The following is a 15666-nucleotide window of genomic DNA, read 5'->3' as shown; positions in this document are numbered from 1 at the left end:
GTTTTTCGTCGTTTCCGCGCACACGCGCTGACCCGTCGATTCGCCGCGCCGCGGCTCCGGTGTCAGTGCAGCCACTGACGACGAGGAGCCCCATGGCTACGGCACACGCTTCAACAATTCTGCTCACGGATGTCGGCCTCACCTGGCCGGACGGATCCACCGCCTTCACGGGTATCAGCGCCGCGTTCGGCCGTGGTCGCACCGGCCTGGTCGGCGCGAACGGCTCGGGCAAGTCCACCCTGCTGCGGCTGATCACCGGCCAGCTGCGTCCCACCACGGGCACCGTCACGGTGTCGGCCGATGTGGGCTACCTGCCGCAGACGCTCACGTTGGACGTCGGCGCGACGGCGGCCGACCTGCTCGGGGTGCGGTCGAAACTCGACGCGCTCCGAGCGATCGAGTCCGGCGACGTGGACGAGCGCCACTTCGAGGTGCTCGGCGACGACTGGGACCTGCCCACCCGATCCGGTGAGGCGCTGCGGTCGGCCGGCCTGGCCGAGGCCGACCTGGACCGGCCGGTCGGCGCGATGTCCGGCGGGGAGGCGATCCTGGTCGCGATCGCCGGGTTGCGCCTGACTGGTGCCCCGATCGCGGTGCTCGACGAACCCACCAACAACCTCGACCGGGCCGCCCGGCACCGGTTGTCGGCGATGGTGCGCTCCTGGCCGGGCGCCCTCGTCGTGGTCAGCCACGACTCCGCGCTGCTCGAGCTGATGGACGACACTGCCGAGCTGCACGGCGGCGCCCTCGCGGTGTTCGGCGGGCCATACAGCGCCTTCCTCGAGCACCGGGACCGGGAGCAGAACGCCGCCGTGCAGGCGCAGCGCAGCGCGGACCAATCACTGCGAAAAGAGAAGCAGCAGCGCATCGAGGCCGAGACGAAACTCGCCCGGCGCGGCCGGTTCGCCCGCACCGAGTTCGAGAACAAGAGCGTGCCCAAGATTGTGATGGGGCTGCGCAAGTCCGCGGCGCAGGTGTCGGCCGGCAAGCTGCGAACCGAATTCGACGGCAAGGTGCAGGATGCCCGTGCGGCGGCGGCCGCCGCATCCGCTCGGGTGCGCACCGACGACAGCATCCACGTGGACCTGCCCGACCCGAACGTGCCCGCCGGCAAGCGGCTGGCCGAGCTGCACGGCGTGAACCGCAGCGTCCTGCTGCAGGGTCCGATGCGAGTGGCGTTGACCGGGCCGAACGGGGTGGGCAAGACCAGCCTGCTGGAGTCGCTCGTGCATCCGCTGACGGCGCGCGCCGGCCTGGCCACGGCGACGGCGTTCACGAGCCGGATCGGCTACCTCGGCCAGCGGCTGGATGGGCTCGACGAGGCGGCCAGCGCCCTGGAGAACCTGCGGCTGGCCGCCCCTGCGGTCTCCCCCGGCGAGTTGCGCAGCAAGCTGGCCCGGTTCCTGCTGCGCGGCGATGCCGTCGGCCGGCCGGTGCGGAGCCTGTCCGGCGGCGAACGGTTCCGGGTGTCACTGGCGCGGCTGCTCCTGGCCGACCCGCCGGCGCAGCTGCTGGTGCTGGACGAACCGACGAACAACCTCGACCGGCAGAGCCTCGACCAGCTGGTCGGGGCGCTCGGCTCCTATCGCGGCGGCCTGCTCGTGGTCAGCCACGACGACGCGTTCCTCGGTCGGCTCGGGCTCACCGACTGGCTCGCCCTTGACGCGGGCGGCCAGATCACCGAGGAGGATCCGTCGGCCGGGCGGGCGTGAGAGCCGGCCAGGGCGGTGAAGGCTGCGGCGGCTCGGGGGTTGTCGGCCGGGAGTTCGCTGCGGAACCGGCGGGTCGCCACCCCGGCCTCGTAGGAGGCGAACTCGATGTCGAAGGCGGCGCCCAACTGCACCGCCAGCCGGTACGCCAGGGCGACGCCGTCGGTCGTGAAGGCGCGAGCGAGGGCGGGGCTGCGCCAGTCGAAGTCGGCGTCGAGAGCGTCGTAGTAGTCGATCTCCCACCGGATCAGGTCGGCGACGAGGCCGCCGTCGAGCCCGGTGGCCGCGTAGGCGACCGGATGCGGGAACCAGAGCACCGACCCGGCGTAGTCGGGAAAGAGCCGCACGACGCTGTCGTGCCCGGCAGTCGGCCCGAATTCGCCCCGTCCCCACGGCGGCCTGTGCGGCATGATCGCGCTCTCTCCGTTGTCTTTTCGGACTTCGCGCTCGAAGCCCCCCACTCCATACGATTTCATCTGAACGCCGGCAATGCAATTTGAGCGTCGGCACCTTCGTTTACGATGCTGCTATGACGCACCCGAATGACCTGGCCGCCACCTCCGCAACGATCACCGATGTGGCCCCGGAGGTGCCGACCACGGCCGGCCGGGTCCGCGGGTACTGGCGTGGGGCCTCCGCGGCGTTCCTGGGCATTCCGTTCGCCGCCGCACCTGTCGGCGAGCACCGGTTCCTCGCCCCGGCGCCCGTTCAGCCCTGGACCGGGGTGCGTGAGGCCGTCGCCTACGGCCCCACCCCGCAGCGCCGGGAATCCGCCACCGTGACGACCATCCCCGAGCCCTCTGTGCCCGGCGACGGCATCCTCAACCTGAACGTCTTCACCCCCGCTCCCGGCACCGGCGAGCCCGGACTGCCGGTGCTGGTGTGGATCCACGGCGGCGGGTACGCCGCCGGCTCCCCCGCCAGCCCCTGGTACGACGGTGTCGCGTTCAACCGGGATGGCGTCGTCGTCGTCACGATCGCCTACCGGCTGGGTTTCGAGGGCTTCGGCTGGATCGACGGGGCCCCGCTGAACCGGGGCATCCTCGACCAGATCGCCGCGCTGGAATGGGTACGCGACAACGTCCGTGCCTTCGGCGGCGACCCGGCCCGGGTGACCATCGGCGGCCAGTCGGCCGGCGGCGGCAGCGTGCTGGCCCTGCTCTCCTCGCCGCGCGCGCAGGGCCTGTTCCACGGCGTCATCGCTCAGTCGGCTCCCGCCTACGGGCTCTCCCCCGCCGACGCCGAGGCGATCGGCCGGCGCTTCGCCGCCGCGCAGGGCATTACACCCGACCTGGACGCCTGGCGCACCGTGTCCGCGGAGACGATCCTGGACGCGGAGCCGGCGGCCCAGCTCACCGGGCCGGGCATCCTCCACCCCACCATGCCGTTCGGCGCGCTGATCCGGGCGGCGGACGATCCGGATGCCGACATCACGGGCATCCCGTTCGCCCCGGTCGTAGACGGTGACGTCGTGGTGGCGCTGGGATCGGCCATCGCGGCCGGGCACAACGCCGGCCTGCCGCTGCTGATCGGCACCACGGCGCACGAGTTCACGTTCCCGTCGAATGAGAGCCTCGACACCGTCGTGGGCGCCCTCGAGGAGGCCGGCGTCGACGCGGCCGGGGTGGCCGGCTTCCGTACGGAGGCGGAACGGATCGGCGGCTCCTTCGCGCGCGGCCAGCTCTCGACCGCGGCGCTGTTCCGGATGCCGACCCTGGTCTGCGGCCGGCAGCGCGCCGCGCACGGGGCGGGCTCGCGAACCTGGTTGTACGACTTCGCGTTCCGGGCTCCCGCCACCACCCTGGCCGGGCACTGCATCGACCTGCCGTTCGCCTGGGACCTGCTCGACGCTGCCGGCGTGCCCGTCTCGATCGGGGATACCCTGCCGCAGCCGCTGGCCGACACCATGCACGCGGCCTGGGTGCGGTTCATCCGCCAGGGCGACGCGGACTGGCCATCGGCCGGCACGGAGCCGGACGGGGCGATGCGGTTCGACACGCGGTCGGGGTATGACGCCGACGCCTATGCGGTCGAGGCCGCACTGGCCGCCAGCGGTGGCGCCGGCGGGTAGTGCCGTCGGTCAGCGCCGACTGGTCAGTGCCGGGTGGTCAGTGCCCGCTGGTGCTGACCACGGGGGTGTCGGCGCAGGTGGACGCGCGCGCCAGGGCGACCCGGCGGTCGTCGGCCGCGAGGGCGGGCTCCACGGCCGTGTAGCCGTTCATGGCGGTCAGTCCGTCGGTGGAGACCGTGATGCCCGTGGACATCAGCGAGAAGCTGTCGTCCCGGTTCTCGCTGATCTGCAGCCCGTTCAGTTCGAGTCCGCCCTCCACCTCGAGGCAGCCCACGCCGGTGCCGAAGCCCCGCAGGTTCTGCATGTCGAAGGTGTACGGCCGGGCGTCCACGCCGATCGGGGTCACGAAGGCGCAGTCGACCAGCGCGTGCAGCGCGGCGCCGCGGCCGTCGTCGAGCACCGTCACCACCACGCCGTTGTGCAGTTCAGCCGTCCAACCGCTGTGCGAATTGGGGCCGGCCAGGCCGTCGGTGATGGTGATCGTGGCGCCGGATGCGGTGGTGACGCCGTAGACGAACGGCACGGTGGCTTCCGAGTACCACTCGGTGTCGTCCTTGCCGTCGCCGTCGATGTCGGCGATCTCGGCGGTGACCGCGCCGTCCGGAACCGTCTTGTCGGTGGCGGGGCAGCCCTCCGACTCGGTGGGCGCGGTCGCGGTCGGGGTGTCGGTGGCCGTGGCCTCCGTGTCACCCAGCTGGGCCGACGCCGACGCGCTGCCGCCCGCGCCGCCGAGGGCGGAGCATCCGCTCAGGGTGAGCGCCAGAACGGCGACGACAACGAAGGACCGACCTACGATCCTGGCGGTGGTGTGAACGGTTGACATCAGCCTGATGCTACCCACGTTGTCTGGGCGACCTCCGTGATAACCGCGCGCTTTGGGGGGCGATTGCCAGCGTCGGCCGACCCGCCATTGTCCGCGGCAGGTGTTAGCGTGCCCGCATGAAGCAGAAAGAGCTCTTCCTCCAGGCGGATGCCGCGTTGCGCTCCGTTATCGACCGGATCACCCCCGACCAGCTCAGCCAACCCGCGCCGGCGGAATGGTCGTTCACGCCCGACCCCACCGTGCGCGACATCCTGGCCGCGCACGCCCGCGACGAGGCCTGGGTGCCCGACGTGCTGCTCGGCCGCACCATCGAAGATGCCGGCGGCACCTACGACGGCGACCTGCTCGGCGACGACCCGATCGCCCGGTACGACCGCATCAACGACATCGCCACCGCCGCCGTGAACGAAGACCTCGACCCCGACAAGACCGTGCACATGAGCTACGGCGACTACCCGCTCAGCGAGTACCTCGAGCACATCAGCATCTACCGGGCCTTCCAGGCCTGGTCCATCGCCCGTCATCTCGGCTGGGACTACTCCCTGCCGGAGCCGTTGGTGGAACTGCTCTGGGAGGTGGTCGGCCCGCACGTCGAAGAGTTCCGCGCGATGGGGGTGTTCCCGCCGGAGATCGAGGCCCCGGCGGGTGCCGACCGCGAGACGCTGCTGCTCTGCCGGGTGGGCTACTGGGTGCCGCCCACCTGACACTCTGCAGCCTGACACTCTGCAGCCTGACACTCTGCAGCCTGACGCTCTGCAGCCTGACTACCCGGCGGCGGCCAGGCGGCCACGCCGCGCCTGGTCGGCCAGGGTGACGGCGACGACGAACACACAGATCGCGGCGACGATGACCACTGTCGCGGTCACGCCCACGGTGCCCGCCGGGAGCGGGACGAGCAGCACGATCGCCGCCGCCGGAAGGATCACGGCCGGCCGGATCTGGGACCGGGTCTGCAGCACGGCGTGCACCGCCCAGAGCAGGAGCAGGAAGATTCCCACCGGCAGGGCCACGGCGTATCCCAGCGCCACCGACGACACCTCGAGGTGATGGCCGGCCTCGGCCACCGCCACCTCGAGCCCGGCGCCGAGGGCGGCAAGGGCAGCGAAGACACCGTAGTGCCCGTACCCCCACAGGTATGACCGGCTGCGCTTGACCGAGAGTCCCTCCCCCGCCGGCTCCAGGAAGTACAGCCACCAGAGCGCGAACAGTGTCACCAGTGCCGCCGCGGACACGAGCACCAGGTCGCCGCTGACCCCGCCCGCACCGAGGGCCTCCTGCACGCCGGCGGTCGCCGCCAGCACGCTCTCGCCGAGCAGGATGATGGTGAACAGGCCGTACCGCTCCGCGATGTGGTGCGGGTGCCAGAAGGTGGAGCCGGTGCGTTCCGCCCAGAACGGAACCGTGACGTCGAGCAAGGCGAGCACCACGAAGGACGCGACCCCGAGCTCTTCCGGCAGGGCGAGGCGGGCCAGCCAGCCCAGCTGCACGACGCTCACCCCGGCGGCGTAGCGCCAGGCGGTTGTGCGGCTCTCCGGATGCTCGAAGCCGGCCCGCAGCCATTGCGCGACCAGGCCGATCCGCATGATCAGGTACCCCAGCGTGATCGCGCGAAAATCCTGTTCGGCGAAGGCGGCCGGCACGCCGGCCGCCAGGACGAGCACCCCGCCCATCTGCAGCATGGTGAGCAGCCGGTACGGCACGTCGTCGGTGTCGTACGCCGAGGCGAACCAGGTGAAGTTCATCCAGGCCCACCAGATGGCGAAGAACACCATCAGGAACGGGCCGACCTCCTCGGCACCGTGCCCGCCCTCGATGCCGTGCGCCAGCTCGACCACGAGTTGCGCTACCGCCACCACGAAGGTCAGGTCGAAGAGCAGCTCAAGCGGGCTGGCCACCCGGTGCGACTCGTCGGGGTTCCGCGCGGTCATCCGCCGGTGGAGCCTGAAGCCGAACGCATCCGTCATGCGCATAGCCTAGGGAAAATCGACGGCTAAGAGCGCACCAGCCGGGCGATGGCGTCGCCGGCTTCCTTGAGCTTGAGTTGCGCCTCGTCGCCGCCGGTGGCGACGGCGTCGACGACGCAGTGGCTGAGGTGGTCGTTGAGCAGCCCCAAAGCCACCGACTGCAGGGCGCTGGTCATGGCGGAGACCTGGGTGAGGATGTCAATGCAGTACTTGTCGTTTTCGACCATGCCCTGGAGGCCGCGGGCCTGACCCTCGATGCGGCGCAACCGCTTGAGGTAGTCGTCCTTGTTCGAGATGTAGCCGTGCGGGCCGTCGTGGGAGTGGTCTGCGGCGGGCGCGGCGGCGGGGACGGTCGTCATGGTGTGCTCCTGGCTGTCGGCTGACCCTATACCCCCTCACGGTATCACGATCGATGCGCTAGAGTACCCGGAGGGGGTATCCGCATTGCGGTGCCCCGCGCAGCATCCGCTTGAGCAGAGAAGGTTCGCACCATGGCACACACCGACACCACCGACTACCTCGTCACCGGAATGACCTGCGGCCACTGCGTCGCCAGCGTCATCGAGGAGGTCTCCCTGGTGCCCGGGGTCAGCGCCGTGACGGTCGACCTCGTCGTCGGCGCCGCAAGCACGGTGCACGTCACCAGCGCCGCCACGCCCCCCACCGCCGACATCCGCGCCGCCATCGACGAGGCCGGCTACGAACTGCAGGACACGGCAGCGTGAACGAGCCCGTCGACCTCCTGGTCGGTGGCATGACCTGCGCCTCCTGCGCCGCGCGCATCGAGAAGAAGCTCAACCGCCTGCCCGGTGTCGAGGCCACCGTGAACTACGCCACCGACAAGGCCACCGTGCGCCTGCCGGCCGGCACCAGCGTCGATGACGCCATCGCCACCATCGTGGCCACCGGCTACACCGCGCGGCTGCCCGAGCCACCCGCCGCCGAACCCGTGGTGACCCTGGATGCCGACACCCTGGCGCTGCGCCAACGACTGCTGGTCTCCACCGCCCTGGCGATCCCGGTCACCCTGCTCTCCATGGTTCCGGCCCTGCAGTTCACCAACTGGCAGTGGCTCGCGCTGATGCTCGCCGCGCCCGTCGCCGTTTGGGGGGCTTGGCCGTTCCACCGGGCCGCCTGGGTCAATGCCCGGCATGGCGCCGCCAGCATGGACACCCTGATCAGCGTAGGCGTGCTCGCCGCGTTCGGCTGGTCGCTCTACGCGCTCTTCTTCGGCGACGCGGGCATGCCGGGCATGACCATGCAGCTGAGTTTCAGTATGACCGGCAGCGGGTCCACCGAGATCTACCTCGAGGTCGCCGCGGCCGTGACGGTGTTCATCCTGGCCGGGCGCTACTTCGAGGCCCGGGCCAAGACCCGCTCCGGAGCGGCCCTCACCGCGCTGGTGAACCTGGGCGCCAAGGACGTGGCGGTGCTCCGCGGCGGCGCCGAGCGGCGCATCCCGATCGCCGAACTAGTCGTGGACGACGAGTTCGTGGTGCGCCCCGGCGAGAAGGTGGCCACCGACGGGGTGGTCACCGATGGCGCGTCGGCCATCGACACCAGCCTGCTCACCGGCGAGACCGTGCCGGTGGAAGTGGGTCCCGGCGACACCGTCGTTGGCGCCACCGTCAACGCCGGCGGCCGGCTCACCGTGCGCGCCACCCGGGTGGGCGCCGACACCGAACTGGCCCGCATCGGCAAGCTCGTGGAACAGGCGCAGTCGGGCAAGGCCCCGGTGCAGCGGCTGGCCGACCGGGTGTCAGCCATGTTCGTGCCGATCGTCTTTGCGATCGCGCTGGGCACCCTGGCCACCTGGCTGGTCCTCGGCGCCGGCGCCGAGCAGGCCTTCACCGCCGCCGTCGCCACCCTCATCATCGCCTGCCCGTGCGCGCTGGGGCTGGCCACGCCCACGGCCCTGCTGGTGGGCACCGGCCGTGGCGCGCAGCTGGGCATCCTCATCCGCGGGCCGCAGATCCTGGAGTCCACCCGCCGGGTGGACACCATCGTGCTCGACAAGACCGGCACCGTCACGACAGGGCGGATGGCGCTGCTCGCCGTGCACGTCGCGGCGGGAGTGCCGGCCGACGCCGCCGGCACTGCCTTCATTTCGAGCTCTACCGCGGCCGAATCCGAGCTGCTGCGCCTGGCCGGTGCGGCCGAGGCCGGCTCGGAGCATCCGATCGGCGTCGCCATCGTCACCGGCGCCACTGAGCGGGTGGGCGTGCTGCCGGCCGCCACGGCCTTCGCCTCCGCGCAGGGCTTCGGCGTGCAGGCCACCGTCGACGACCACCTCGTGCTGGTGGGCCGGCCGCGCTGGCTGGCGGACGAGTGGCAGGTGGCCCTGCCGGCCGACCTCGCCGAGGCGCTGGCCGGCATCGAGGCGCTGGGCCAGACCGCCGTGGCGGTGGCCTGGGACGGCGTGGCCAGGGGCATCCTGGCCGTGGCGGACGAGGTCAAGCCCTCCAGCGCCGCGGCCGTGGCGCAGCTGATCGCCCTCGGCCTCACCCCGGTGCTGCTCACCGGGGACAACCCCACCGCCGCCCGTGCCGTGGCCGACCAGGTGGGCATCAGCGAGGTCTTCGCCGGCGTCCTCCCGGCCGACAAGGTCGACCGGATGCGCGCCCTGCAGGCCGCCGGGCACGTGGTGGCGATGGTGGGTGACGGCGTGAACGACGCCGCCGCGCTGGCCGCCGCCGACCTCGGCATCGCGATGGGCACCGGCACCGACGTGGCCATCGAAGCCAGCGACATCACCCTCGTGCGGGCGGACCTGCTCGCCGTCGTCGACGCCATCCGCCTGTCCCGCCGCACCCTGCGCACCATCAAGGCCAACCTGTTCTGGGCCTTCGCGTACAACGTTGCGGCCATCCCGCTGGCCGCGCTCGGCCTGCTCAACCCGCTGATCGCGGGCGCGGCCATGGCGCTGTCGTCGGTGTTCGTGGTGAGCAACAGCCTGCGCCTGCGCGGCTTCCGGTCCGCCTCCCCCGCCGCGCCCAGGGCATAACTCCTGCAGGATTCCGCCGCCACTGTGCACATCCGCAGGATTCCGGCATCCGCTGGTCACCCTGGTCAGAAATTGCAGGAGTTATGCAGCGCCATGGCGGGCGGCCGGCAGCCGCCAGGCCAGGATGGCGGTGGCCGCGCCGACGAGACCGAAGACGGCCTGCAGCGGGTGGAAGCCGATCACCGAGAACTGCACGACCTCGAAGAGCACCAGGCCGACGCCCGCGGCCAGTGAAACGTAGCGGGCGTGCGAGCCGCGGCGCCACTGCCAGCCGGCCGCGACCGCGAATCCGACGCCCACGAAGAGGGTGAGGGCGGCACCGGGCAGGAGCCAGTCGTCGAACGGGGTGCCCTCGAGCGCGGCGGGTTCGGCCATCAGCAATGACCCGTCCGGGGCGAGCATCAGCAGGATGCCTCCGGCCAGGGCGGTGACGCTGGTGACGGTTTCGAGCGTGAGGAGGGCCCTCTCGACACCGGCTCGCGCCGGTGTTCGGCCGGGCGCGGATATACGGTCGGTACCGAGAGGGCCCATGCTCCGAGTATCACCCCAAGCCGGGCAGCCCGCGAGGGCCCGCTCGCCTCGAGTTGCCCCAAGATGCCGTTCCCGGGCAGCCAAGGGGCACTTGGGGCGAAGTCGATGCGGCCCACGGCCGCGACGTGCCGCGAAGTGCCCCGTGGCGGGCGTCCAAGGGGCAGTTCGGGCGAAGTCGGCGGGCCGGCACCCAGCTAACGGGTGCGGCGCGGGCGCATGCTCAGCTGCACGGCCGCCGCGGCCGTGAGCATCAGCGCCACGGCGATGATGGAGGTCAGGCCCACGCCGCTATCGAACGCCGCCCGGGCCGATTCGGTGAGCGCCGCGGCCTGACCGGCCGGCAGGCCCTCCGCCACGCCGAGCGCCCCGCCGAGGGTCTCGCCGGCCTGGCCGGCCGCTCCCGCGCCGAGGCCGTCGGGCAGCACCACGGCGGCCCGGTAGGAGGCCGCGAGGATCGCCCCGAGCACGGCCGTGCCCAGCACCGCGCCGAGCTCGTACGCGGTCTCGGAGACACCGGCCGCTGCCCCGGCCTTGTCGGCCGGCACCGAGCTCAGGATGGTGTCGTTCGAGATGGTCTCCGCCGCGCCGACACCCACCGAGAGGATGCCGAACGCCAGCGCCACCACACCGGCCGTGAGGTTCTCCCGCAGCAGCACGATCAGGGCGAAGCCGAGCGCCGAGAGCAGGATGCCACCCACGATCACCAGTCGCGGCGGCACCCGGCGCACCACGTAGGCCGCGCCCAGGCCGGCCACCACCGACAACACGGCACCGGGCAACAACAGCAACCCGGCGTCCAGCGGGTCGAGGCCGAGCACCAGCTGCAGGTGCTGGGAGACGAAGAATAGGAAACCGACCAGGCTGAACACGGAGAGGAAGTTCGCCAGCACCGACCCGGCGAACGGGGCATGCCGGAACAGCGCCAGGTCGAGCAGCGGGTTGTCAATGCGCAGCTGGCGACGGAGGAACAGGGTCCCCCCGACCAGGCCGACCGCCAGGGCACCGAGGCCCAGCACGGTGACGCCGTCGTGACTGAGGGTCTTGATGGCGAACACCAGCGGGGTGAGCGTGGCCAGCGAGAGCGCCACGCTCGGCAGGTCGATCTTCAGCGGCGCCGGGTCCCTGGACTCCGGCACGAGCAGGCGGGCGAACGCCACGAGCGGCAGCAGGAACGGCACCGCGATGAGGAACACCGCGCCCCACTGGAAGTGCTGCAGCACCACCCCGCCCACGATCGGGCCGAGGCTCGAGCCGGCCGCGAAGGCCCCGGCCCAGACCGCGATCGCCAGGGTGCGCTGGCGGGCATCCAAGAACAGGCTGCGCAGCAGCGACAGGGTGGACGGCATGATCATGGCGCCGAAGAAGCCCATCACCGCCCGGGCCGCGATGAGCGACTCTGCCGTGGGCGCGAACGCCGCGAGCACCGACACCACCCCGAACCCGGTCGCACCGATCAGCAGCAGCCGGCGCCGGCCCACCCGGTCACCGAGCGTTCCCATCGCCACCAATAGACCGGCCAGGACGAGCGGATAGACGTCCACGATCCAGAGCAGGGTCGTGCTGCTCGGCCGCAGGTCGAGGCTGATCGCCGGCAGGGCGAAGCTGAGCACGGTGTTGTCCACCGAGATGAGCAGCACCGGCAGCATCAGCAGCACGAGGCCCAGCCACTCGCGGCGTCCGGCTCGGGGTACGGCCGGTCCAGTGGTTCCGGTGTGGGTGCGGATGCTGTCTGTCGTGCTCATGTCTACCTGGCTGAAGAACGCGGTTCCGTGCGGAACCGCTAGTTTTACTGCACCATCCGGTACAGCAGACTACGACTATACCATCAAGTACAGTAAAGTGGCCGGCATGGCCCAACATCGCGATAGCGCGCGGGAGAGCATCCTCACCGCGTTCCAGGAACTGCTCATCGACACGAGCGGTTCCGGCGCCTCCCTCGACGCGGTGGCGAAGGCTGCCGGCGTCACCAAGGGCGGCCTGCTCTACCACTTCGGCTCTCGCGACGGCCTGGAGACGGCCCTGATCGAACGGCTCGAGGCGCTGGCCGTGCCGGAGTACGAACGGATGCGGGCGGCACCGCGCGGCGCCGCCGCCTACTACGTGAGCCTGGCCGAGTACGTCAACAGCCCGCTCGACCGGGCGATGCTGGCCGGCGGGTCACTGGCCCGCCGGAACCCCCGGGCCCGCGCCGTGATCGTGGAGATGCGCCAACGCTATTTCGACATCCTCAACGACGACCTGCACGACCCCGAACTGGCCCGCGCGACGATGCTCCTGGCCGACGGGCTGTACTACGACGCGACCACGATCGGTGAACCGTTCGAGCACGAGCTCGACGTTCCCGCGTTCCTGGCCCGGGTGCGCCCCCGAACCGTGGCTTAGGCCGCCTGGGCGACCTGGGCGGCGGCGAGCGCGTTCTGGAGCGACGCCAGCAGCAGGGGCAGCTGGGCGGCCGGGGAATCCGGCGCCTCGGGGTGCCACTGCACGCCCGTGATCGGAACACTGTTGTGCTCGACGGCCTCGATCAGGCCGTCCGGTGCGGTCGCGACGGGGACCAGCCCATGGCCGAGCCGGCCGACGCTCTGGTGGTGCGCGCTCTGCACCGAGATGCGGGTGTCGCCGAGCGCCGCGGCGAGCGTGCTGGTGGCGAGCAGCGTCACGTCGTGGGTGGAGAGGATCTCGTCGATGGGCACGCCGACGTTGCGGTGGATGCCGTCGTCGATGTGCTGCACGATGTCACCGCCGAGGGCGACGTTGATGATCTGCAGCCCGCGGCAGATGCCCAGCAGCGGGGTGCCCCGGTCGGCCGCGCGCTGCACGAGCGCGATCTGGCCGGCGTCGGCGTCGGCGAAGTGGGCGGTCTCACCCTCGTAGCCGGCCTGGGCGCCGTAGAAGCTCGGGTCGATGTCTTCGCCGCCGACGATCACGACGGCGTCGGCCGAGTCGGTGAGGTCGAGCAGGGCGGCGGGGTCGAGGTCGGCGGCGGCCAGGCGCACAACGCTCCACCCGCCATCCGTGCCGGCGGCCACGACGGTGGCATTGAGGGTCTGCACCTTGGCGTGGTACGCGGGCCGGTCGGGCCGGCTGCGGGTGACCTCGACAACGGCGAGGGTGGGCCGGGTGGTCATGGTGGCGAGATCGTGGGTGGTCATTCTCGCCTCCGTGACGGGGAATGGGTGCGGATGCGACGCTTGCCGCGGATTCCAGTGTGCCCGAGGCGGCTCCCCCGCACCCGGTCGGGGGTAACAGAGTGCAACAGTCCGGCCGTGCGCTTCCTAGCCGCTCCTAGCCGGGGGTTCTATGCTCGATGGGAATCTGCCGCACGTCGCGGCACCTCAAGGAAGTGGACCCCATGCAGCCAGGCCGCCCGCGCATCCGACCGACGATAACCGGGCTCGCCGCCCGCACGGCGGCGCTGGCGGCGGCCATCGCGCTGGCCACGGCCGGCCTGGTCGGTGCCGCGTTGGCGTCGCCGTTGCCGGCCAGGGCTGATGACCCGGTGACGTTCGAGCAGAGCCACATCGTCGACACCGTCGGTGCGGTCGACGGCCGCGAGGACGAGGTGACCGCCGCGCTGGACCAGCTGTTCGCCGACACCCAGATCGACCTGTACGTGGCCTACGTGTCGAGCTTCGACGGGGTGGACGACGTCTCGACCTGGGCCGACCAGACCGCGGTGGACAACGGTTTCGGCGACAACGACGTGTTGCTGGCGGTGGCGACGGAGGACCGGCAGTACCAGTTGTCGGTCGCGAGCGATTTCGTGCTCGACGACGCCCAGCTGGCCGAGGTGCAGAACACCGCGATCGAACCGTCGCTGCGGGAGAACGACTGGGCCGGCGCCGCGATCAACGGGGCCACCGCCCTGCAGCAGAGCGTGGACGGCGAACCGCTCACCGATCCGGTGGTCACGCCCGGCGAGCCCGATACCGGCTCCGGCGGCCTCGCCGGCTGGGTGGCCGTGCTGCTGGCCGTCGTGGTGCTCGGCGCCGTCGTCACCGTCGTGATCGTGCTGCTCCGCCGTCGCGGGAAGGCTGCGGCCGTGCGGACGACGACGGGTGCGCCCGAGGTGCCGACGGCCGAATTGAAGCGGGACGCATCCAGTGCCCTGATCGAGACCGATGACGCCATCAAGACCAGCGGCCAGGAGGTGGGCTTCGCCGTCGCGCAGTACGGCGTGGCCGCGGCCGAACCGTTCCAGGCTGCGGTGAGCACCGCGGCGGGCAAGCTCAGCGAGGCGTTCACCCTGCAGCAGCGCCTCGACGACGCCGAACCCGACACGGCGGAGCAGGTGCGGGCCTGGTACCGGCAGATCATCGCCCTGTGCGCCGAGGCCAACCATGCCCTGGACGAGCAGGCCGAGGCCTTCGACGAGCTGCGCCAGCTGGAGGCCAATGCGCCCGCCGCCGCTGCCGAACTGGAGACCGAGCTGGCCGCCATCGACGCCCGGCTCGACCAGGCCGAAACGGGCGTGGAAGCACTCGCCGGCCGGTACACCCCGGCGGCGCTGGCCACGGTGGCCGACAATCCCGACCAGGCCGCCGAGCGCCTGACCTTCGCCACCAACGCGCTGGCCGAGGCGCGCAGCCGGCTCACCGCCGGCGAGCCGAGCGCGGCGGCCGTGGGCATCCGCGCGGCCGAGGAGGCCGTCGATCAGGCGAAGCTGCTCGTCGACGCCGTCGACCGGTTGGCCGCCGACCTGGAGCAGGCGGAGGCCGGCATTCCCGCGGTCCTCGCCGATCTCGAGACCGACCTGGTCAGCGCTCGCGCCCTGCCCGCCGGCAGCGCCGCGGTTCCCGGCGCCATCTCGCAGACCGAGCAGACGCTCGCCGCGGCGAGGGCCCGGCTGGCCGCGCCGCCGATCAACCCGCTCGAGCTGATGCAGAACCTCGAGGCCGCGAACGCCGCCATGGATGCTGCGCTGCAGGGCGCGCGGGACGCCCAGCTGCAGGCGCAGCGCCTGAACCAGGCGTTGAACCAGAGCATGCAGGCCGCCCGCAGCCAGGTCTCGGCGGCCGACGACTTCATCACCGCCCGGCGCGGAGCCGTGGGCGCGGAGGCCCGCACCCGGCTGGCGGAGGCGGCCCGGTTGACCGCCCAGGCCGAGTCCCTGGTGCCGACCGACCCGGCCGCCGCGCTGGCGGTCTCCCAACGGGCGGGCTCCCTCGCCGCCGAGGCCACCGCCATGGCCCGGCGTGATGTGGAGGGCTTCTCCACCGACGACGATGACGACTTCAGCGACTTCTTCGGCGGCGGCGGCACCAGCCGGCGCGGTGGCAGCAACGGTTCGATGGGCGCCGTGCTCGGCGGCATCCTGATCGGCCAGATCCTCGGTGGCGGAGGCGGGGGCGGCGGCATGTTCGGCGGCGGGGGCGGTGGCGGCTTCGGCGGGATGGGCGGAGGCGGCCGGCGCAGCAGCGGTGGCGGCTTCGGCGGCGGCGGTTTCCGGCCCGGCAGCTTCGGCGGCGGAGGCACCCGCGGCCGGCGCGGTGGCGGCGGCCGCTTCTAAGCTGCCGCACCCGCGAGAGGACAATCACGCTGCGGGTATCCTGCGCTGAGAAGTC

Annotated in this window: 13 protein-coding genes; 7 read left to right on the top strand and 6 right to left on the bottom strand. The window is 71.9% G+C overall.

The genetic code is table 11. The annotated features are described in order from the left end of the window. Positions 1-92 precede the first annotated feature (92 nt). Positions 93-1712 carry an ABC-F family ATP-binding cassette domain-containing protein gene (locus ACU5E9_RS17875; protein ID WP_456811235.1) on the top strand — a complete coding sequence of 540 codons (1620 nt, stop codon included), beginning with the start codon at positions 93-95 and terminating at the stop codon, positions 1710-1712. Between the two features lie 526 nt (positions 1713-2238). Further along, entirely contained in the window at positions 2239-3780 is a 1542-nt protein-coding gene (locus tag ACU5E9_RS17870; protein ID WP_456811234.1) for a carboxylesterase/lipase family protein, read from the top strand. A gap of 37 nt (positions 3781-3817) precedes the next feature. Here the strand turns inward: ACU5E9_RS17870 and ACU5E9_RS17865 are convergent, their stop codons facing one another. Then, positions 3818-4603 (bottom strand): hypothetical protein, encoded by a 786-nt coding sequence (locus ACU5E9_RS17865; RefSeq protein ID WP_456811233.1) that lies wholly within the window; start codon positions 4601-4603, stop codon positions 3818-3820. Between the two features lie 116 nt (positions 4604-4719). Here ACU5E9_RS17865 and ACU5E9_RS17860 point away from each other — a divergent pair, with 116 nt between their 5' ends. After that, positions 4720-5307: a hypothetical protein gene (locus tag ACU5E9_RS17860; RefSeq protein ID WP_456811232.1), complete on the top strand. Its 588-nt coding sequence runs from the start codon at positions 4720-4722 to the stop codon at positions 5305-5307. A gap of 60 nt (positions 5308-5367) precedes the next feature. Here the strand turns inward: ACU5E9_RS17860 and ACU5E9_RS17855 are convergent, their stop codons facing one another. Continuing rightward, on the bottom strand, positions 5368-6567 hold the full coding sequence (locus ACU5E9_RS17855) for a low temperature requirement protein A (protein ID WP_456811231.1): 1200 nt from the start codon (positions 6565-6567) through the stop codon (positions 5368-5370). A gap of 26 nt (positions 6568-6593) precedes the next feature. Then, entirely contained in the window at positions 6594-6926 is a 333-nt protein-coding gene (locus tag ACU5E9_RS17850) for a metal-sensitive transcriptional regulator (protein ID WP_456811230.1), read from the bottom strand. 132 nt (positions 6927-7058) lie between these two features. Here ACU5E9_RS17850 and ACU5E9_RS17845 point away from each other — a divergent pair, with 132 nt between their 5' ends. Together ACU5E9_RS17845 and ACU5E9_RS17840 are read left to right on the top strand one after the other, a co-directional pair. Continuing rightward, positions 7059-7292, top strand: a complete 234-nt coding sequence (locus ACU5E9_RS17845) for a heavy-metal-associated domain-containing protein (protein ID WP_456811229.1) — start codon at positions 7059-7061, stop codon at positions 7290-7292. 29 nt (positions 7293-7321) lie between these two features. Continuing rightward, complete coding sequence (locus tag ACU5E9_RS17840; RefSeq protein ID WP_456813572.1) at positions 7322-9571, top strand: heavy metal translocating P-type ATPase; 2250 nt, start codon at positions 7322-7324, stop codon at positions 9569-9571. Positions 9572-9652: 81 nt separating this feature from the next. On the opposite strand, the gene ACU5E9_RS17835 is transcribed toward ACU5E9_RS17840, so the two are convergent. Together ACU5E9_RS17835 and ACU5E9_RS17830 are read right to left on the bottom strand one after the other, a co-directional pair. Then, positions 9653-10102 (bottom strand): hypothetical protein, encoded by a 450-nt coding sequence (locus tag ACU5E9_RS17835; RefSeq protein WP_456811228.1) that lies wholly within the window; start codon positions 10100-10102, stop codon positions 9653-9655. Positions 10103-10296: 194 nt separating this feature from the next. Further along, the gene (locus tag ACU5E9_RS17830) at positions 10297-11844 is read right to left on the bottom strand and encodes an MFS transporter (RefSeq protein ID WP_456811227.1); all 1548 of its coding nucleotides are present in this window, start codon (positions 11842-11844) and stop codon (positions 10297-10299) included. Between the two features lie 106 nt (positions 11845-11950). On the opposite strand from ACU5E9_RS17830, the gene ACU5E9_RS17825 reads away from it, so the two are divergent. Continuing rightward, positions 11951-12484, top strand: a complete 534-nt coding sequence (locus ACU5E9_RS17825) for a TetR/AcrR family transcriptional regulator (RefSeq protein WP_456811226.1) — start codon at positions 11951-11953, stop codon at positions 12482-12484. On the opposite strand, the gene ACU5E9_RS17820 is transcribed toward ACU5E9_RS17825, so the two are convergent. Beyond that, entirely contained in the window at positions 12481-13254 is a 774-nt protein-coding gene (locus tag ACU5E9_RS17820; RefSeq protein ID WP_456811225.1) for a gamma-glutamyl-gamma-aminobutyrate hydrolase family protein, read from the bottom strand. The two genes, ACU5E9_RS17825 and ACU5E9_RS17820, sit on opposite strands and share 4 nt — an antisense overlap. 200 nt (positions 13255-13454) lie before the next feature. On the opposite strand from ACU5E9_RS17820, the gene ACU5E9_RS17815 reads away from it, so the two are divergent. Next, positions 13455-15611: a TPM domain-containing protein gene (locus ACU5E9_RS17815; RefSeq protein ID WP_456811224.1), complete on the top strand. Its 2157-nt coding sequence runs from the start codon at positions 13455-13457 to the stop codon at positions 15609-15611. Positions 15612-15666: the final 55 nt, after the last annotated feature.

The sequence above is a fragment of the Cryobacterium sp. AP23 genome (assembly GCF_054075385.1).
The sequence above is the reverse complement of the archived record's forward strand: the minus strand, read 5'-3'. Positions and strand labels throughout refer to the sequence as shown.